The sequence below is a fragment of the Halobacillus naozhouensis genome (assembly GCF_029714185.1).
In the GTDB taxonomy this organism is placed as follows: domain Bacteria; phylum Bacillota; class Bacilli; order Bacillales; family Halobacillaceae; genus Halobacillus_A; species Halobacillus_A naozhouensis.
Window position 1 is genome coordinate 764,715 of the sequence record NZ_CP121671.1, and the last position, 18,453, is coordinate 783,167.

General features: G+C 40.7%; 14 protein-coding genes. 11 read left to right on the top strand and 3 right to left on the bottom strand.

What is annotated here, in order from left to right:
- Positions 1-40 precede the first annotated feature (40 nt).
- The 8 genes from P9989_RS04035 to P9989_RS04070 all read left to right on the top strand — a co-directional run bounded on the left by P9989_RS04035 (position 41) and on the right by P9989_RS04070 (position 10,124).
- Positions 41-1,417 (top strand): amidase, encoded by a 1,377-nt coding sequence (locus tag P9989_RS04035; RefSeq protein ID WP_283077536.1) that lies wholly within the window; start codon positions 41-43, stop codon positions 1,415-1,417.
- A 230-nt stretch (positions 1,418-1,647) separates the two neighbouring features.
- Positions 1,648-2,976, top strand: a complete 1,329-nt coding sequence (locus P9989_RS04040; RefSeq protein ID WP_283077537.1) for an ABC transporter substrate-binding protein — start codon at positions 1,648-1,650, stop codon at positions 2,974-2,976.
- Between the two features lie 122 nt (positions 2,977-3,098).
- Positions 3,099-3,977 carry a carbohydrate ABC transporter permease gene (locus P9989_RS04045; RefSeq protein WP_283077538.1) on the top strand — a complete coding sequence of 293 codons (879 nt, stop codon included), beginning with the start codon at positions 3,099-3,101 and terminating at the stop codon, positions 3,975-3,977.
- The gene (locus tag P9989_RS04050; RefSeq protein WP_283077539.1) at positions 3,977-4,846 is read left to right on the top strand and encodes a carbohydrate ABC transporter permease; all 870 of its coding nucleotides are present in this window, start codon (positions 3,977-3,979) and stop codon (positions 4,844-4,846) included. Before P9989_RS04045 ends, P9989_RS04050 begins: the two co-directional genes overlap by 1 nt.
- A gap of 60 nt (positions 4,847-4,906) precedes the next feature.
- The gene (locus P9989_RS04055) at positions 4,907-6,166 is read left to right on the top strand and encodes an ester cyclase (RefSeq protein ID WP_283077540.1); all 1,260 of its coding nucleotides are present in this window, start codon (positions 4,907-4,909) and stop codon (positions 6,164-6,166) included.
- Positions 6,167-6,210: 44 nt separating this feature from the next.
- Positions 6,211-7,470, top strand: coding sequence for a histidinol dehydrogenase (gene hisD / locus P9989_RS04060; protein ID WP_283077541.1), 1,260 nt, complete (start codon positions 6,211-6,213; stop codon positions 7,468-7,470).
- Between the two features lie 545 nt (positions 7,471-8,015).
- Complete coding sequence (locus tag P9989_RS04065; RefSeq protein WP_283078825.1) at positions 8,016-8,792, top strand: 3-hydroxybutyrate dehydrogenase; 777 nt, start codon at positions 8,016-8,018, stop codon at positions 8,790-8,792.
- A 42-nt stretch (positions 8,793-8,834) separates the two neighbouring features.
- The gene (locus tag P9989_RS04070) at positions 8,835-10,124 is read left to right on the top strand and encodes a GntP family permease (protein WP_283077542.1); all 1,290 of its coding nucleotides are present in this window, start codon (positions 8,835-8,837) and stop codon (positions 10,122-10,124) included.
- A gap of 185 nt (positions 10,125-10,309) precedes the next feature.
- Here P9989_RS04070 and P9989_RS04075 read toward each other — a convergent pair whose 3' ends face one another.
- Together P9989_RS04075 and cudC are read right to left on the bottom strand one after the other, a co-directional pair.
- Positions 10,310-11,191 carry a glycine betaine ABC transporter substrate-binding protein gene (locus P9989_RS04075; protein WP_283077543.1) on the bottom strand — a complete coding sequence of 294 codons (882 nt, stop codon included), beginning with the start codon at positions 11,189-11,191 and terminating at the stop codon, positions 10,310-10,312.
- Between the two features lie 187 nt (positions 11,192-11,378).
- Positions 11,379-11,924, bottom strand: a complete 546-nt coding sequence (gene cudC / locus P9989_RS04080; protein WP_283077544.1) for a choline uptake/conversion transcriptional regulator CudC — start codon at positions 11,922-11,924, stop codon at positions 11,379-11,381.
- A 270-nt stretch (positions 11,925-12,194) separates the two neighbouring features.
- Here cudC and betB point away from each other — a divergent pair, with 270 nt between their 5' ends.
- Both betB and betA read left to right on the top strand, forming a co-directional pair.
- Positions 12,195-13,688, top strand: a complete 1,494-nt coding sequence (gene betB / locus P9989_RS04085; protein WP_283077545.1) for a betaine-aldehyde dehydrogenase — start codon at positions 12,195-12,197, stop codon at positions 13,686-13,688.
- 168 nt (positions 13,689-13,856) lie between these two features.
- The gene (gene betA, locus P9989_RS04090) at positions 13,857-15,539 is read left to right on the top strand and encodes a choline dehydrogenase (protein ID WP_283077546.1); all 1,683 of its coding nucleotides are present in this window, start codon (positions 13,857-13,859) and stop codon (positions 15,537-15,539) included.
- Positions 15,540-15,768: 229 nt separating this feature from the next.
- Here the strand turns inward: betA and P9989_RS04095 are convergent, their stop codons facing one another.
- Positions 15,769-16,797 (bottom strand): LacI family DNA-binding transcriptional regulator, encoded by a 1,029-nt coding sequence (locus tag P9989_RS04095; RefSeq protein WP_390306628.1) that lies wholly within the window; start codon positions 16,795-16,797, stop codon positions 15,769-15,771.
- A 325-nt stretch (positions 16,798-17,122) separates the two neighbouring features.
- Between P9989_RS04095 and P9989_RS04100 the strand changes: the two genes are divergently transcribed.
- The gene (locus P9989_RS04100) at positions 17,123-18,421 is read left to right on the top strand and encodes an ABC transporter substrate-binding protein (protein ID WP_283077548.1); all 1,299 of its coding nucleotides are present in this window, start codon (positions 17,123-17,125) and stop codon (positions 18,419-18,421) included.
- Positions 18,422-18,453 lie beyond the last annotated feature (32 nt).

Sequence of the window (18,453 nt, forward strand, 5' to 3'; positions counted from 1 at the left end):
AATTGTTACATTTTATTATTTAAATGGAGCGTGAGGTATCATGATTAATATGACCATTAAGGAATTGCTTGAAGGCTACAAGAGTAAAATGTTTTCACCAGTGGAAGTTACAAGAGACTATTTAGACAAGATTAAGAATTATAATCCCCAATACAATGCTTTTATAACTGTAACTGAAGAAACCGCCTTGAGTAGTGCTTATAGGATTGAAGAAAATATTATGAGTAATCAAGAAATAGGTATTCTGCAGGGAGTCCCAATATCCTATAAGGATTCAATTGATACAAAAGGGATTAAAACAACAAGCGGGTCCTTAATTAATAAGAATCGTATTCCCACTGAGGATGCAAACGTAGTAAAAATGCTAAATAAATCAGGTGTTGTAAACCTGGGGAAAGCTAATATGTATGAATTTGGAACTGGAATTACCTCGGACAACCCTTTTTATGGATCTATAAAAAACCCATGGAATACTCGTTATATGGCTGGCGGTTCTAGTGGAGGGTCTGCTGCGGCTGTGGCGGCGAACCTTTCTATGGCATCGATAGGGACGGATGCGGGTGGCTCGATTCGTGTTCCCTCCGCTTGTTGTGGAGTGGTTGGTTTAAAGCCGACATATGACCTTATTCAAATGGATGGAATCATGCCATTATCTTGGACACTTGATCACGTTGGCCCAATTACTCGAAATGTTGAGGATTTAGCTATTATTATGGAGGCACTTACTAAGAAGCCTAATGTTGAGTTAGGTAGAGATGACTTGCAGGATTTAAAGATTGGAATTCCTAATCAGTACTTTAATGAAAAAATCGATGAAGAAGTACGAGAGATTTATCAAAAAGCCATTAGAGAGTTTGAAAAGTTAGGAGTGAACTTCATTGCAGTCGACATACCGTTTGCTTCTGAATCAATAAATGTCGCCTCAACCATAGCAACAGCGGAAGCAGGTTATATGCATAAGGATTTAAGAAAGACATCACTCGATCTTTATGGTGAAGCGGCCAGAGAAACTTTTACTAGAAGCCAATCAATTTCATCTTTTGAGTATATCGCAGCCCTGAAAAGCAGGGACTATATGAACCAAAAGTTAACTGAGCTATATGAAGATATAGACATTCTTTTAACCCCCACTTTGCCAGCTCTAACAACTAAGTTAGGGGTGGATGAGGTGCAGTTTGGCAAAGAAAAAGAAAAAGTGGGCGATTGTATGATTCGTTATACTTGTTTATTCGACATAACCGGACACCCAGCCTTATCTATACCTTGTGGCGCAACGAAAAATTCAATGCCGGTAGGATTACAACTCGTCGCAAATCACTTCAGAGAAGATCTATTGATAAAAACGGCATATTTTTATGAAAAAGAATACTTAACGGATTTTTACAAAAAAAAGAATGAAATATTCAAACAAGTATAAATAAATGAGAATAATTCACATGCTAGAGATCACCTTATTTTTAATTATTTAAACATTCTAACAATTTAACTCTTCCAAAGAATATCAAAACTTACGGAATACGTATTTGTAAACTTAAGTTTAGGTGGTGATAAATGGAAAGACAAAGGGGGAGAAAATCACCTCATAAGGAAAGCGCATGTCGCAAAGTTCTGGCTGATTCTAATTTTTTTGAAAGGAATGGTTAGTTAGTGAAAAGAAAAACAGCCTTTAAATTAACCAGTTTACTTTTGATTATTTCCTTGATGGCAGTAGGTTGCAGTCCTTCAGATAAAGCTAGTCAATCACAAGACGATAAAACTATTTCAGTACTTCTTTCAGCGGGGGAAGTTGGACAATTTAATGCCTGGCAAGCAAGGACAGAAGAATTTACAGAGAAAACAGGTATCAATGTAGAATATATTATTGTCCCTTACAAGAACCTTCTAGAAGATATTACTACAGCGGGCATCTCTGGACAAGGCACTTATGATGTAGTTGCTTACCTAGATACAATGGGACCTTCCATCCAACAGTTTTTAGAACCCCTAAATGACTATGCCAAGAAAGGTAATTTTGAATTCGATCGTTGGCCGGAAGCCGCTCTCAATCTCTCTACCTATGATAATAAAATGTACAGTTTACCAGTAAGATCACATGTTCAAATGCTATTCTATCGCAAAGATATTTTTCAACAATTAAATATCGATAAACCAGAAACTTGGGAAGATTTAGTAGCAGCAGGTAAAAAAGTTCAAGAAAAAACAGATTTATCCGGGATCGTACCTTATTACGGTGCAGGAAACAATGGACAAAATCTTTACATGTGGACATCTTACTTATGGAGTAATGGTGGAGATATATTTAATGAGGATATGAAACCGATATTTAACAAGAAGAAAGGTGTCGAAGCTACCGAACGATACATTAATCTTTTGGACCAAATCGCTCCCTCAGGGTCAAAGACTTTTGGAGAACAAGATGCTAGAACCTATTTTCAACAGGGCAAAGCGGCTATGTGGATAGGCTGGTGGTGGGCATACAGTGGTTTCAATAGTGATTCTTCAGATCTATCAGGAAATGTTGGATTTGCTCAGGTCCCCAAATGGGAAGGAAAGCAAAGCGTTTCAAACGTAATTTCGTTCCCAATGGCCATGATGAAAGGATCTAAAAACAAACAAGCTGCTTGGGAATACCTTAAATGGTTGGCAGAACCTGGATTAGAAAGAGATATAGTAATGGATACCCTAACTAACGAAAGTCCGCCTAAGCAGCACTCAATCGTTGTAACCCAAAAAGCCAACTTAAAGAATAATAAGCTAAACGAGCTTTCGAATGGGTTTTATAATGTAGGATATGAAAACTTTCAAAGTGCTAAGACTTTTCCAACCATCCCAGAATGGCCCCAGGTTGCTGATATTCTTAGTACGGCTGTGAACAAAATGGCAACAGGCGGAGCTGTTGAGCCTACCTTAAATCAGGCAGCACAGAGAATAGAAGAACTGATGAAAGAAGCGGGCTATTATAAGAAAGGTAGCTAAGAATATCGATAAAATTTTCTAATTAAGATTAGTGAGGTCATTAACCTCCTAATCTTAATTGGAAAAAATGTATAATATAAAAGCCTTGTTTACCACTATAAAACCCAAGGTGGTGAGTTACATTGAACAATAGATTATTTAAATATATTTTACTAATCCCGGCTTTTATTTTGTTAGCGTTAACGACAATATACCCACTTTTGAGGTCATTCTGGATTAGTCTTCATGAATGGGATTTAAAAGAATCCGCTGAAATGGGACAGTTTGTTGGCGTTAATAATTATATCAGCGCTTTTTCTGACTACCAGTTTTGGAATGCATTGCAAGCAACGTTAATATTCACAGTTAGCACAGTAATTGCAACGATTGTATTAAGCATTTTTGTAGCTTTGTTACTAAGTAAAGATAAAAAGCATCTATCGTTTATTCGTGCTGTATTGATTATCCCCTTTGCGGTTAGTCCGGCATTAATTGGTTACTCTTGGCGTTTTATGCTAAACCCAGACTATGGTTTATTTGATAAGATTATTGGTTTTTTCATCCCTGCCTTGTCAGACGTGGTTTGGTTATCTCATGAATCAACAGCGATGATAGCTCTTGTATCTGTAGTGGTTTGGATATTTATGCCTTTTATAAGTTTGATGTTTATCAGTGCTCTAATGGGGATGCCAAAAGAAGTGTTCGAAGCAGCCAAAGTAGATGGAGCTTCTTCATTACAAACTTTGTTCCGTATTACTCTTCCTATGCTTCAACCTATTATTCTCATCGCAGCGATTCTGACTACAATGTTTACCCTAAAGGCTTTTGATCCTATAGTTACGCTTACTCAAGGAGGACCTGGATCCTCAACCTCAGTTTTAAACTTCTTTATTTATAAAACAGGATTTAGATTTTTTGATTTGGGTTATTCTGCTGCATTGGGTTATATCTTAGCCGGCATAACGATTATAGTCGTTATTGTTTATATGAGAAGGCTTGTGAAAGGAGATCAGTGGAACTAATGAATACTCGAACAAACTTAGTACAACAAAAAAAACTAGATGGGAAGAGTACTATATTAAATAAACTGCCTTCTCTTCTCGAAAATATTAGCGTTATATTGATTGTGCTGTTTCTTTTTGTTCCAATTTTTTGGATTTTTCTTACTTCAATAAAGCCTTATGAAGAGGCTTTTACGACAAGTGTAATTTTCCAGCCTACTTTTGAAAATTATATGGCTGTTTTTAGTTCATCTTTCGATTTAGGAAAATATTATTCAAATAGCACCATTGTAGTTATAGTTACTCTTTTAATCACTTTGGTAGTGAGTATATTGGCTTCCTACAGTCTTTCTCGATTCAATATTCCGGGGAAGCAGATTATAATGTTTACTATTTTGGCTACTCAATTTATCCCTCTGATTATTAATGTGATTCCTTATTTCGTCATATTTAGGAATTGGGGTCTCTTAGACACTACCTTGGGTCTAATTATTGTAAACCTAGGCCATACAATCCCTTATGCTATTTGGCTTATTAAGGGTTTTATGGACAGGATACCAATAGATATAGAAGAACAGGCGAGTATTGATGGTGCTGGAAGATTAAGAATTATATGGAGTATATTATTGCCGCTTGCCAAGCCGGGAATTATAACAGCATCTGTGTTTTGTTTTGTTATTATTTGGAATGAATTTATGTTTTCATTAATTTTGACCAACCAGGAAGCGGTTACTTTACCAGTAGCGTTACAATTTTTCATCGGGGAAGAAGGTGTCATCTGGAATCAAATGGCTGCCGCTGGAACACTCTTTGTACTGCCGACCGTCATATTTATGCTGTTGGTACGTAAACAATTTGTCCAAGGTATGACCTCAGGTTCAATTAAGTAAAAGTACCAATTTGTAGGAAAACTCAGATGAATTATCATTTCAAAAGGATGGGATTTTAGGATGGAAAAAAAGGATAGTAACCAGGTTGATAACAATCAAGAACAAAGAAATGTGAAGATAGGAAACGAAGAAAGTCAAAAGGCTTCTGAGTCAACACGTAACAAAATCTTTTACGCTGACAGTAAGGAAGTAAATCGAATTGACCACAGGGATAATTACGATTATTTAAACATGAGTCAGGGAGAGCAGAAAAAACAAAGTATGAAAGGTTTTGACGATGATTATAACAATATTGTCGATTACATCGTGAAGATTACACGGCAGATTTGGAAGGAGAAGGATATTGGGTTAATATATGACACTTATAGTACGGACATACAAATTCATAAGGGACGGATTAATAGTCACGGGGTCAATGAAGTAATCTCTGGTACATTGCAGACCTTGCAAGCTTTTCCAGATAGAAAAGGCTCAGGGTGGAGCGTCATTTGGTCTGGAAATGATGAAGATGGCTTTTTCACCTCTCACCGAGGTCGTTCCATAGCAACTAATACTGGAGATAGTTTTTACGGGCCGGCAACTGGAAAGAAAGTTATGTTTAGAACCACAGCAGATTGCCTTATTCACTCAAATAAAATTTATGAAGAATGGCTAGTTATGGATACTTATCATCTTGTTCAGCAGTTAGGGTACGATCCAATTGAAGTAGCGAAAATTATGGCTAAAAGCACTAAAAAGCTAGCACCTCCTATGAATTTTGGCCTGTCAGAGACGGCAGAAGTAGGGCTGCCTCCTGAAGTTTATGTTCCTAAGCATAAAGATTTTGAAATCGGCGATTTTGTGCTTCAAGTTTTCAATCGTATTTGGGAAAGACGCTCGATTAATTATATTAAAAAGTTTTACGAAGATAACGCAACCGTTCACTTTATATGTAACAGGGATTTGGTTGGTTTTAATGAAATTCAAGGAATGTTTATCAGTTTTTTTGCCTCATTACCAAACGCAAAAGTATTAGTAGACCGCGTAACTTGTAACAAGAGAGACACTGACCGCGAGTATGATGTAGCTGTTCGGTGGAGAATACAAGGTATTCATGAAGGTACCGGATACTTTGGAACGCCAAGTGGAAAACCAATTGAAATCACTGGAATTAATCACTTCAAGATAAAAGATGAAAAGATTACCGAAGAATGGTTTTTATTTGACGGAATGGAAGTTTTAAGACAAATTCACACCGAAAAGGACAATGAAGAGGGGCAAGATGGCCAAGAAGAGGTAGAAAATACAACTGAAGATGGAAACTTTACAGGGGTCTCCTAACCCGATGTTTTACTTTTTTAAAGAAAATAGCTAGGAGTGAAAGTATGGAATATCTAAAACAAGCTATCAAGCAAGAAGAAAATCAATCAGCTGAAACTGAAAAAATTGTGAAAGATATTATTTCGAATGTTATAGCAAATGGGGATGTAGCAGTAAAGAAATATGAAGAAACTTTAAGTAAGTCATTTCGTCCCCTGAAAGTAGATGAGGATGAAATTGAAAAAAGTATTAGTTTACTTTCTTCAGAGGTAAAGGAATTAATTGAACGTGTCGTAGATAGGATTTCAACTTTTGCCCAGGCTCAACTAGATTGTCTGTCCCCTTTTGAACAAGAATTCGGTCCTGGTATCCGTATGGGGCACAAAATCATTCCCATAGAAAGGGTGGGAGCCTATGTCCCAGGGGGGCGCTTTCCTCTTCTTTCATCCGGTCCTATGGTAGTGGCTCCAGCTAAAGTGGCGGGCGCTAAGAAAATTGTTGCTTGCAGTCCTGCTAATTACAAAGGTGGTATACATCCAGCCGTTCTTTATGGGCTTAAGTGCTCAGGTGCTACTCATATCTATGCAATTGGTGGTGCTCAAGCTATTGCAGCTATGGCACATGGAACTGAATCAGTACCAGAGGTAGATATTATTGGAGGGCCAGGTAATCGTTTTGTTGCCGAAGCAAAAAGACAAGTGTTCGGGAAAGTAGGAATCGATTTAATTGCGGGTCCAAGTGAAGTTCTTGTTTTTTCTGACGAAAAAGCCGATCCCAAAAAATGTGCAGCAGATCTCTTAGCCCAAGCGGAACATGACCCAAATGCTCGTGCTATTCTAGTATCTACCTCACGTTCAATAGCAGAACAGACGATTCAAGAAATTAAAAAGTATCTCAAAGAATTTTCCTCTGATTCTCCTGCTCATGAATCATGGTTAAACATGGGAGAAGTCATATATACTGAGTCTTTGGAAGAAGGTATAAACATATGTAACGAAATAGCTATTGAACATCTTCATCTGCATATCAAAGATAGTCGTAGTATTATGGATAAGTTTCACAATTATGGTTCTATATTTCTTGGGCAGGATAGTTCTGTAGTATTTTCTGATAAAGTCTCAGGAACAAACCATACATTACCGACACAGAAAGCTGCTCGCTATACGGGGGGACTTTGGGTTGGTAACTACGTTAAGGTTGCAACGCATCAAGAAATCACAGGGGAAGGGGTAGAATATTTATCTCGCCATTCTACACTTCAATCGGAAGTGGAAGGTTTAGAAGGCCATCGTTTATCAGCGGCCGTTCGTTTGACCGACCATTAACTACGGCGGCCTTCTTTTACTCACTTTTCATTGAATAATTCCACGCAATGGGCTAGTCAGTATGATAAGGTTTTACGGTCAGAGCTATTTGTATTTATCTTCTGAAAATAAATTAAAAATTACAAGTCATAAACCATTCTATAAATCCGGAAAACCATTCCGAGATATTGGAATGGTTTATTTTTCGCTTTATAAGAAAGGGCTTCCATTATTATGAGGTTAGGGTTTAATTTATTTTTCCGAAAAACCGGAATTAGTTTAGTTCTTTCCCCGTGGATGAATGTCAATTCAATATTGTCTTTACGATAAAAACGAATGTTGGCACGCTCCTTGCATTAATAAATGGAGAGGGGGAGTGTCATAGGATGAAAACATTTTACACATTATGTGCAGAACAGTAACATTCAACAATCATGGACGGAGGAGGATATTGTAGGAACCCCGAAGAATCTGATCCTCGATTGGTCGAAACGTACTTAAAGCAAAATAAACTGTTGGAATAGAAGTAACTTACTAAGAACTTTTTTTGTGAGAGGTGATGAATGATGGTAGAAAACAAAGTCGTGTTCATTACAGGAGCTGCAAGTGGGATTGGCTACGAAGTCGGCGTTGAATTTGCGAAAAACGGAACGAAAGTCGCGCTTAGTGATATTAATGAAGAAAAAGTAAACGAAGCGGCCAAGCAATTAAATCGGGAGGGGTATGAATGCATTGGGCTTACGTGTGATGTGACCAAAGAGGAGGAGTTGCAGCAGGCGATTGATCATACAGTTGAGAAGTATGGCAGGTTAGATGTCCTGATTAATAACGCCGGGCTTCAGCATGTGGCCGCGATTGAAGATTTTCCAACCGAGAAATTCGAGTTGATTACGAAGGTCATGCTCGTTGCCCCATTTATGGCGACCAAGCATGTTTTCCCGATTATGAAAAAGCAAGGATTCGGGCGCATCATCAATATGGCTTCGATCAACGGTCTGATTGGTTTTGCTGGAAAAGCGGCCTACAACAGCTCAAAGCATGGTGTTATCGGATTAACGAAGGTGACGGCATTAGAAGGGGCGGAACACGGCATCACGGTAAATGCCGTCTGCCCGGGTTATGTCGACACACCGCTCGTTCGCAACCAGCTCGAGGATCTGGCCAAGAACCGCGATGTATCACTTGAAAAGGTGCTGGAAGAAGTCATTTACCCGCTGGTTCCGCAAAAACGTCTGTTGTCTGTTAAGGAAGTTGCGGATTATACCTTGTTCCTGGCTAGTGACAAGGCAAAAGGGGTGACGGGTCAGGCGGTCGTCATAGATGGTGGGTACACGGCCCAATAGCTAGCTAAGGAAAGAATCTATTAAACGATTGGAGGAAACATCATGTTTGGAATTTTACTAGGTCTCGTCGTGTTAATGGTGCTCGCCTATCTCGGCTGGTCGATCATCTGGGTAGCCCCAATCGCAGCAGGAGTGGTGGCACTCACAGGCGGTCTTGATTTATTAGAAGCCTATAAGGACTCCTATATGAGCGGGTTCGTCGGGTTTGCGAAAGACTGGTTCCCTGTCTTCATGCTTGGGGCTATATTTGGAAAACTTATGGAAGATACTGGGATGGCCAGATCGGTGGCTGTTGCTTTCACAAAAGTCATTGGCACAAGTCGGGCGATTCTCGGCGTGCTCGTCTCCGCCGCCGTCCTTACTTATGGCGGGGTAAGCTTGTTTGTCGTCGTATTTGCGGTCTATCCACTCGCCCTGTCCCTATTTCGTGAAGCGAACATTAGTAGAAAACTGATCCCAGCCACTGTCGCCTTAGGGGCTTTCACGTTTACAATGACTGCCATTCCAGGCACACCGCAAATTCAGAACCTGATCCCAATGGAATATTTCAATACGGATCCGATGGCCGCACCTGTGATGGGGATCATCGCCGCGATCATTATGGCAGTCGGAGGATACTTGTATTTACGCTGGCAAGAGAAAAAACTCACGGCCAAAGGAGAAGTTTTCACAGAACCAAAGGATAAGAAAATTGTTGAAAAAGTTGAAGACGAAAAAGATCCCCACTTTCTCTTATCGGTCCTGCCCTTATTAACCGTACTTATAACCTTAAATGTATTCAGCTGGGATGTAATCACCGCACTCGTGGCCGGAATCATTTTGATCATGCTTCTGAACATCGACAAATTCAAACGCTTTATCAAATCCATTAACAGCGGCGCCAACGGCTCAGTTATCGCTATCATCAATACCAGTGCAGCCGTCGGTTTCGGTACCGTTGTAAAAGAAGTCCCAGGCTTTCAGCGCCTGACTGAATTACTAATGGGGATCAAAGGAAACCCGTTGATTTCAGAAGCTATCGCCGTCAACATTCTCGCAGGGGCAACCGGCTCCGCTTCCGGCGGGATGGGCATCGCCCTCGAAGCACTAGGGGACAAATATTATCAAATTGCACAGAATACCGGCATCAGTCCGGAAGCCTTCCACAGAATTGCTTCGCTTTCATCCGGCGGATTGGACGCCTTACCGCATAATGGTGCGGTTCTGACGTTGTTCGCGATTACCGGTATGACTCACAAAGACAGTTACAAAGATATCTTTGTTGTAGCTGTACTGATTCCGGTTATTTCTGTTGCTGTTGTGATTCTGTTGTCATCGATTGGAATTTTATAAAAAATAAGAGCCTCTCAAGCGTCTCATGAAAAGGGATGGCTTATGAGGCTTTTTATATAATTATCCACAGAACGGAGCCAATACATTTGAGGCCGCTCCCCTAAAAGTCCAGAAAAGTATAAAAAAGGAGCATTCCCCAACGAGAATGCCCTCTTCATAATAACAAAACTGAATCGCCTATAGTTTTATTTCACCCATTCATCAATTAATTTCTGATTTTCTTCCACCCATTTCTTAGCTCCAGCAATAGGCTCCTCGCTATTTTCTACATACTCAATAAGCTTACCGATTTGTTGATCATTCATCTTCCAATTTTTCAGCCATTGGCTCACTTCTGGATGATCTTCTTCAAATCCTTGTCTCGTCGCATGGTGAATTTTTTCTACACCACCGTATGTTTTCTTCGGGTCTTCCAAGAATTTTAAGTCATATTTGGAGAAGACCCAGTGCGGGCTCCAAAGAGGGACTACGATAGGTTCTTTGTTTTCTATTGCATTACCAATTTCAGCTAACATCGCAGGTTCAGAGCTTGATAGGAGTTCAAATTCAAGCTCATAGTCCTTAATTAATTGCTGCGTCACTTCCATCGTACCTGCGCCAGGATCAAACCCAACGATTTCGCTATCGAACATTTCCTTATGTTCATTCAAGTCTTCAACACTATCCACTTCTTCTACATAGGTTGGAACAACAAGTCCTACTTTTGCATTATCATACCAAGTAGCCTCTGAAAAATTAACGGTATCTTGAAATTCCTTTAAATAGTTTGCATCCTGAACGGGTAACCATATTTCTAAACTGACGTCCAGATCGCCGCTTTCTAACGCCTGCATCGTACTACCCATGTTCAAATTGTTTAACGTCACGTCATATCCTTTATTTTCTAAAATGACTTTCCACATATTTGTGACCGCAATGTTTTCAGCCCAGTTGATCTGACCAATGCTGATTTTTTTATCGCTTTCTTCTGATGCGGTAGTTTCCTCATTAGTGCTTCCGCAAGCTGTCAGGACAGCAACCATTAGGATCGCTACAATAAAACTAAGTTTTCCTTTCCACTTGTTCATGTTGATAAACTCCCCTTTTTGTATATTTATTCAAATACATCTTAAATTAAATGTATTAAGAATTTATTTAACGATAATGCAAAATAAAGCCCACTCTTTTATAGGTAAGAGTGGAACAAAGATGGAATCAGGTAGTCTTAAGCTGCTTTTCAATAAACTACCTGATCACTTCTTGTCAAGCTTACTTTTATTGATCTTTCGGTAAGAATTCGAAGATTTCACCGCTTCTTATACTTACAACCAGGTCATCTAACCAGTGATAGTATGTTTTAGACTCTTCTAATTGGTCATAGTATTTCTGTGCTTTTGCAACAACTTCTGTCGTACTGTTGGAATCTTTTTTGACCTCTATGAGATCTTCTTGTGCCTCTTCAATGGCTTTCAAATTCATTTTCACTTCACGCTCCCACATCTGACAGTAAAACGTCATAAAGGAACGGAAGAAATTTTTCTCCGCTGCATACGTATGTTTCCTGGAACCGCGTGTAAATGTTTTTTTCACCATTTCTATTTCTTGGAGCCTGCGGACGCTAGTACTCATACTCGGTTTGCTCATTCCGAGTTCTGTACGCATTTCATCAAGTGTCATCTGATCTTCAAAGTACATGGTCGCATATAAGTTTGCAGCAGCTGGTGTTACCCCATATAAATCCATTGTCTCTGCAATGGCGCCTATAACTTTATTTTTGGCATCTTCTATTTTGAGGCTCGGTCTTTCGGTAGATTCACTCATAGGGTCGCTCCTTTAATAAAAAGTAAACCTCGTTAAATTTTTATCAAATGTTCTTTGCAAGCTTTATGATAACGTGTTCAGATTTAATGTCAAATGTAATCCTTCAGGGGTGGCATCATGGCATCTGTCTATTATCCCCTTCTTATACTACCTTAGTTACTTTTCAATATTTCTGCGCTTAATGCTTGAAATGACTTTGACATCCATAAAAAGGCGTGCTAGTGTTAAAAACGTTAAATAAATTCTTAATAAAGTTAATATACTTCGAAAATGGAGTTGATTAAATTGGATCTGAAACTGAAGCTACAACATTATATTAATGGTAAATGGGTTGGCGCGGACTCTGAGAATACGCGTACGATTATTAATCCATTTGATCAGGAAGTTATTGCTGTTGTTCCCGAAGGTGATGAATCGAATGCAAAAGCAGCAATCGCTGCGGCAAGAGAAGCATTTGATAACGGGGAATGGGCTTTTACCCCAGCAACGGAGCGAGGGGTTGTTGTAAGGAAGATTGCTGAATTGATTGAAAGAGACAAAGAAGAACTTGCCTATTTAGAATCATTGGATACAGGCAAGACAGTAGAAGAAAGCCGCGGAGACATGGATGATATCGCAGGGGTATTTCGTTATTTCGCAGAACTTGCGGACAAAGACGGCGGGGAGCTGATCGACTCTCCGATATCAAACTCGATCAGTAAAGTGGTACATGAACCTGTAGGCGTCTGCGGACAAATTACACCATGGAATTATCCTTTACTACAAGCGTCCTGGAAATTGGCTCCAGCACTTGCAACGGGAAATACGTTAATCATGAAACCAAGTGAAATTACTCCGCTTACTACTATAAAAGTATTTGAACTGATAGAAGAAGCGGGTGTACCTGCCGGTGTTGCCAACTTAGTCCTTGGCGCGGGCAATACAGTAGGATCAGAGCTTTCCAATAACGAAGACGTAGACCTGATTTCTTTCACGGGCGGCATTGACACCGGGAAGAAAATTATGCAAGCGGCAAGCGCAAATGTGAAGAAGCTCGCCCTTGAGCTGGGCGGAAAAAACCCGAATGTCATCTTTGCTGATGCTGACTTTGAAACAGCAGTCGATCAAGCATTAAACGGAGTTTTCTTCCACGCAGGACAAATCTGTTCCGCTGGTACAAGGCTGATTGTAGAAGAAAGCATTCACGATGAGTTCGTTCAGGCGCTTGTAGAGCGAGTGAAAGAATTTAAGCTGGGAAGCGGATTTGAAGAAGATACCCAAATGGGACCGCTTATTTCAGCTGAACATCTTGCAAAAGTAGAAAAATATGTAGAAACAGGGATCGAAGAAGGGGCAACAGTTGCCGTTGGCGGCGGACGCCCAGAAGAGCCTGCGTTACAACAAGGATTTTTCTATCTGCCTACGATCTTCACAGACTGCACAACAGACATGAGGATCGTTCAAGACGAAGGATTTGGTCCCATTATTACGGTTGAAAAATTCACTGCCGAAGAAGATGCCGTAAAGCTTGCGAATGACTCGATCTATGGATTGGCTGGCGGCGTGTTTACAAATGATATTGCAAAAGCGGAACGCTGTGCAGCGAAGATGCGCATGGGGACGGTTTGGATTAATGAATTCAACCTTTATTTCCCACACGCCCCTTGGGGTGGATTTAAGCAGTCTGGTATCGGCCGCGAGCTAGGCAGACTAGGTATGGAAGAATATACAGAAACAAAGCATATTTTCCAAAACCTTAAACCAGAGCCTATCAATTGGTTCTAATAGTATTCATTTCTATAGAATCAAGCTTTAGCGTGAGCTGCTGAATTGGTTTAAGGAATAGTTTTATAAATACACTAACTCGAATTAATAAATGAAAGAAGGGTTTTAGAGCTTCTCCTATTGTCTGGATCCCTTCTTTCCATTTTCAACATCAAGGAGGAACAATAGATGACTGAAACCTATGATATTGTAATCGTTGGCGGCGGGAGTGCGGGTTCCGTACTCGGCGATCGTCTAAGTGAAGATGGGAATAAAAGTGTCCTTGTTTTGGAGGCCGGGCGCAGTGATTATTCATGGGACCTATTGATCCAAATGCCGGCAGCTTTGCCGTTTCCAGCAGGCAAAAGCCTTTACGACTGGAAATACGAATCTGACCCTGAGCCCTATATGAATGGCCGACGGATCAAGCATGCCCGAGGGAAGCTACTCGGAGGTTCTAGTTCCATCAACGGTATGATTTATCAACGCGGAAATCCGATGGACTATGAACGCTGGGGAGCCGACGAAGGTATGGGAACGTGGGATTTTGCGCACTGTCTTCCGTATTTCAAACGCTTGGAGAATGCATTAGGATCAAGAGATGATGAGCTTCGTGGTCACGACGGGCCGGTCAAATTGGAACGCGGTCCAGCTAAAAATCCTTTATTCCAAGCCTTCTTTGACTCAGGTGTAGAGGCTGGTTACTCAAGAACCCCTGATGTGAACGGCTTTCGACAGGAGGGATTCGGACCGTTTGATAAGCATGTGTACAAAGGCCAGCGGTTGTCAGCTTCACGTGCCTATCTGCATCCGGCAATGAAGCGTGAGAACTTAACGGTGAAGACTCGTGCTTTCGTTAAGAGTATCGATTTCGAAGGTACTCGAGCCAAAGGATTGACATATCAACGAAACGGGAAGACTCATCAGGTTAAAGCAGGTGAAGTTATCCTCTCAGGCGGTGCTATCAACACGCCCCAGCTCCTTCAACTATCAGGTGTGGGAGATGCCGAACACCTTCGCTCACTTGGCATTAAACCGGTAGCCGACCTTCCAGGTGTAGGAGAAAACCTCCAGGATCACCTTGAAGTCTACATCCAACACGCATGTCCGCTACCTGTTTCCGAACAGCCTAATTTAAATAAAGCGCGTATGCCTTGGATTGGTTTGCAGTGGATGCTCGGACGCACTGGGCCGGCAGCGACCAATCATTTCGAAGGCGGAGGTTTCGTTCGTTCAAACGAGGACGTCGACTACCCGAATTTGATGTATCACTTCCTTCCGGTAGCGGTACGGTACGATGGCCAAAAAGCGCCAACGGATCACGGATTCCAAGTACATGTCGGACCTATGTACTCTGATGCCCGGGGATCATTGAAGATTCGTTCGAAAGATCCTAAAGAGCATCCAAGCATGGTCTACAACTACCTTTCTACTGAACAGGACAAACGCGAGTGGGTGGAAGCGATAAGAGTCACCCGGAAGATTATGTCCCAACCAGCTATGAAACCTTACAATGCAGGGGAAATCTCACCTGGTCCTACTGTTCAAACAGACGAGGAAATTTTGGAATGGGTGAAAGAAGATGCTGAAACGGCACTTCATCCGTCTTGCACCGCAAAAATGGGACCTGCTTCAGACCCCATGTCTGTCGTAGATCCGCAAACCATGAAGGTCCACGGGCTCGACAATGTACGAGTGGTCGATGCATCTGCCATGCCTTACGTTACGAACGGCAATATACATGCACCTGTGTTGATGTTGGCGGAAAAGGCAGCAGATCTCATCCTTGGACGTAAACCGCTGGAGCCCATTGATGCCGATTTCTATCGTCATGGAGTACATCCGGCCGATGCAGGCACAGTATCTAAATAACGCTTTCCGTAATAAGAAGGCCGATCATTATGGCAGTCGGAGGATACTTGTATTTACGCTGGCAAGAGAAGAAACTCACGGCCAAAGGTAATTCCAGTTATTTTTGTTGCGGTAGTGATTCTATTAGCATCGATCGGAATTCTATAAAAAAATAAGAGCCTCACAGCTGTCTCTTGAAAAGGATGGCTTGTGAGGCTCTTTCTATAACGATACATAGAACGGAGTCATCCTATTTCGGGAACGGCTGCGTTCTATATTTCGATCCTTGGACAGTCCGTGTTGTAGGAATGATAACCGTGCGATCATTTACATCTTTGTTTTTAATAATCTTAAACAAGTGTTTCGTTGCCACTTCTCCAAGATCATTAGTTGGGTTTTCAATCTGGATAATAGATGGGAATAAGAAAGATGTGATCTCTGTATTGCTGTAGCCGCCAATAAGAATATCCGATGGAGTCGAAATTCCATGCTCATCTAAATTCTTATATAAGCTAAGTAGTTTGAGATCATCTGTAGCAAAGATAGCTGTCGGCAGTCTTTGATTATCGAAAAGCTTTTGGGAATTTTCGTAAGCTTCGTTCATGGTAAAACCGCAGTTGATCATGAGCTCATCTTGAACAGGGATGTTGTTATCTTTAAGACATTGTTTATAGCCTTCTAATCGATCAATCGACACATGATACTCCTGTGGTGAATACAGACATGCAATATCCTTATGCCCTAAATCGATCATATATTGGACGAGGTTATAGCTGTCTAAAAAGTTATTCGTATCGACAGAGTATATGTTTTGATACTCCCCGACAACTTTCCCGATGACAATCGTGGGAATGTTAAACTTATCGATTTCTTTAAAGTAATCTTCATCAGACGGAGAGCTTAGCATAATAATGCCCTTTACAATTTTGGAAGCCGTTTTTGCTATACAACGTTTGATTTCTTCCACGTCATTTTGGGAGGTCTGGAGGATAACATCATAATCTTCCTGGTCAGAAAACTTCGATATGACGTGAAGAATCTCAGAGAAGAAAGGGTTGTTTTTAGTTGTGGTCGTTGACCTTGAAACGACAAGAATAGCATCGAAACCCGAAGAAAGTCCGCGGGCAATTTTACTTGGCTGGTAATTCAGTTCTTTAATCGCTTTTTGTACTTTATCTTTGCTCTTAGCAGATATATTAGGGTTATTATTTAAGACTCTAGATACAGTCGACTTTGATACGTTTGCAGCCTTTGCTATATCGTAGATCGTTGGATTCATCATGCTTCACCTCTTTTTGGTACCGGTTCCATTACATAGTATCAAACTTCCAAAAATATGTCACCGAATAACTTTTAATTCAGGCAAAAAATAGAATGATATTACCATAAAATAACTAATATTTATCCTGATAAAAGGTGCTTAAACTAAGCGTTTTATTGAAATATTATGTTGACAGAAAAACAAAATGTATATTATGATCTTCACAAATGGTAACGCTGTCATATTTTTTTTGAATGTTTTTGGGAGCGGTCCCTAAAATGCGAAAGTAGAACATGAATTCCTCAAAGGTAAAGGCAGCAAAAACTATCCAGGAGGCTGACACATGAAACTTAAACGGTTTGGAATAATGGCTTTCATTGTACTCTCTGCAACTTTAATTGGCTGCTCTAGTGAAACCAGCCAATCAAAGGGAGGAGAAGTAACCATTGAATTTATGCATACTTCTGTAGAGCAGGAACGCTTAAAGGTGGTAAATGGATTAATAGAGGAATTTGAAAAGGTCAATCCTGACATCAATATTGATCCAGTTGTCGTCGAGGAAGGCAGTCTATCGACCAAAATCATTACCTTAGCTCAGGCTAGCGAGTTACCAGAGGTTATTGAGGTTGGGCAGCAGCACGCAAAGATGCTGGATAAAAATGCTCTTGTCGATACGGAAGCTTTGAAAAGCGTCATTAGTGACATTGGTAAAGACGAGTACTTTGACGGAGCATTGAAACTCGTACGTACAGAGGATGGGGAAGGTTTTAGAGGCATCCCGATGAGTGGGTGGGTACAAGGCATCTGGTATAACAAAGAAATGCTCGCTTCCAAAGGTTTTGATGAACCACAGAACTGGGAGGAGCTGCTAGAGGTTGCGAAAGCATTTACGGATAAGGCCAATCAAAAGTATGGGATTGCCATGCCAACTGTAGAGGCTGGAATGTCAGAGCAAGCCTTCTCACAGTTCGCCCTATCCAATAAGGCCAACATCTTAAATGCTAATGGTGAAATCACTCTGAACACTCCCGAAATGAAAGAAGCCTTGGAGTATTATAAGAAATTGTCGCAATATACGATGCCAGGCTCAAATGGTGTAACCGAGGTAAGAGATGCGTTTATGAATGGTACTGCTCCAATGGCCATCTATTCTACATACATTTTACCCGCTGTTTACGCTCAAGGGGATCCTAGTAATCTAGGATTTGCCATACCGAAAAAAGAACAAGAGGCTGTATTTGGAACAGTTAGTTCTTTAACGATTCCAACTGGGCTAAAAGAACAACAGAAAGAAGCGGCACAAAAGTTTGTGAAATTCCTTTCCAAAACCGAAAATGCGACCGAGTGGATTCTAATGGCTCCAGGCGGGGCTCAGCCAGTCCACAAAAGTGTAGTGGCAAGTGAAGCCTATCAATCTAATAAAGTCATTAATGCCTTTGGTGATTTATCTACTGAGATTGCCGAATCCTTTAATGAAATTCAAGTATTCGGTTTAGTAGAAAATAAAAACTTCGTGAAGATGGGTCAAATTTCAAGTTCAAATGCGATTCCGATCATGGTGAACCGAGTAACCGTTGGTGATGCTAGTGTTGAAGAAGGGATAAATGCAGCCCAAGAACAGTTGGAGAAAGTTCTTGAATAAGTGAAATTTCTTTTAAAATAGATGGCTGCGGA

Excerpts from the sequence above, each read along its gene's own strand:
- betB (WP_283077545.1), top strand. The coding sequence starts at position 12,195 with ATGGAGTTGATTAAATTGGATCTGAAACTGAAGCTACAACATTATATT.
- P9989_RS04075 (WP_283077543.1), bottom strand. The coding sequence starts at position 11,191 with ATGAACAAGTGGAAAGGAAAACTTAGTTTTATTGTAGCGATCCTAATG.
- betA (WP_283077546.1), top strand. The coding sequence starts at position 13,857 with ATGACTGAAACCTATGATATTGTAATCGTTGGCGGCGGGAGTGCGGGT.
- P9989_RS04065 (WP_283078825.1), top strand. The coding sequence starts at position 8,016 with ATGGTAGAAAACAAAGTCGTGTTCATTACAGGAGCTGCAAGTGGGATT.
- P9989_RS04100 (WP_283077548.1), top strand. The coding sequence starts at position 17,123 with ATGAAACTTAAACGGTTTGGAATAATGGCTTTCATTGTACTCTCTGCA.
- hisD (WP_283077541.1), top strand. The coding sequence starts at position 6,211 with ATGGAATATCTAAAACAAGCTATCAAGCAAGAAGAAAATCAATCAGCT.
- P9989_RS04055 (WP_283077540.1), top strand. The coding sequence starts at position 4,907 with ATGGAAAAAAAGGATAGTAACCAGGTTGATAACAATCAAGAACAAAGA.
- P9989_RS04070 (WP_283077542.1), top strand. The coding sequence starts at position 8,835 with ATGTTTGGAATTTTACTAGGTCTCGTCGTGTTAATGGTGCTCGCCTAT.
- cudC (WP_283077544.1), bottom strand. The coding sequence starts at position 11,924 with ATGAGTGAATCTACCGAAAGACCGAGCCTCAAAATAGAAGATGCCAAA.
- P9989_RS04035 (WP_283077536.1), top strand. The coding sequence starts at position 41 with ATGATTAATATGACCATTAAGGAATTGCTTGAAGGCTACAAGAGTAAA.
- P9989_RS04050 (WP_283077539.1), top strand. The coding sequence starts at position 3,977 with ATGAATACTCGAACAAACTTAGTACAACAAAAAAAACTAGATGGGAAG.
- P9989_RS04095 (WP_390306628.1), bottom strand. The coding sequence starts at position 16,797 with ATGAATCCAACGATCTACGATATAGCAAAGGCTGCAAACGTATCAAAG.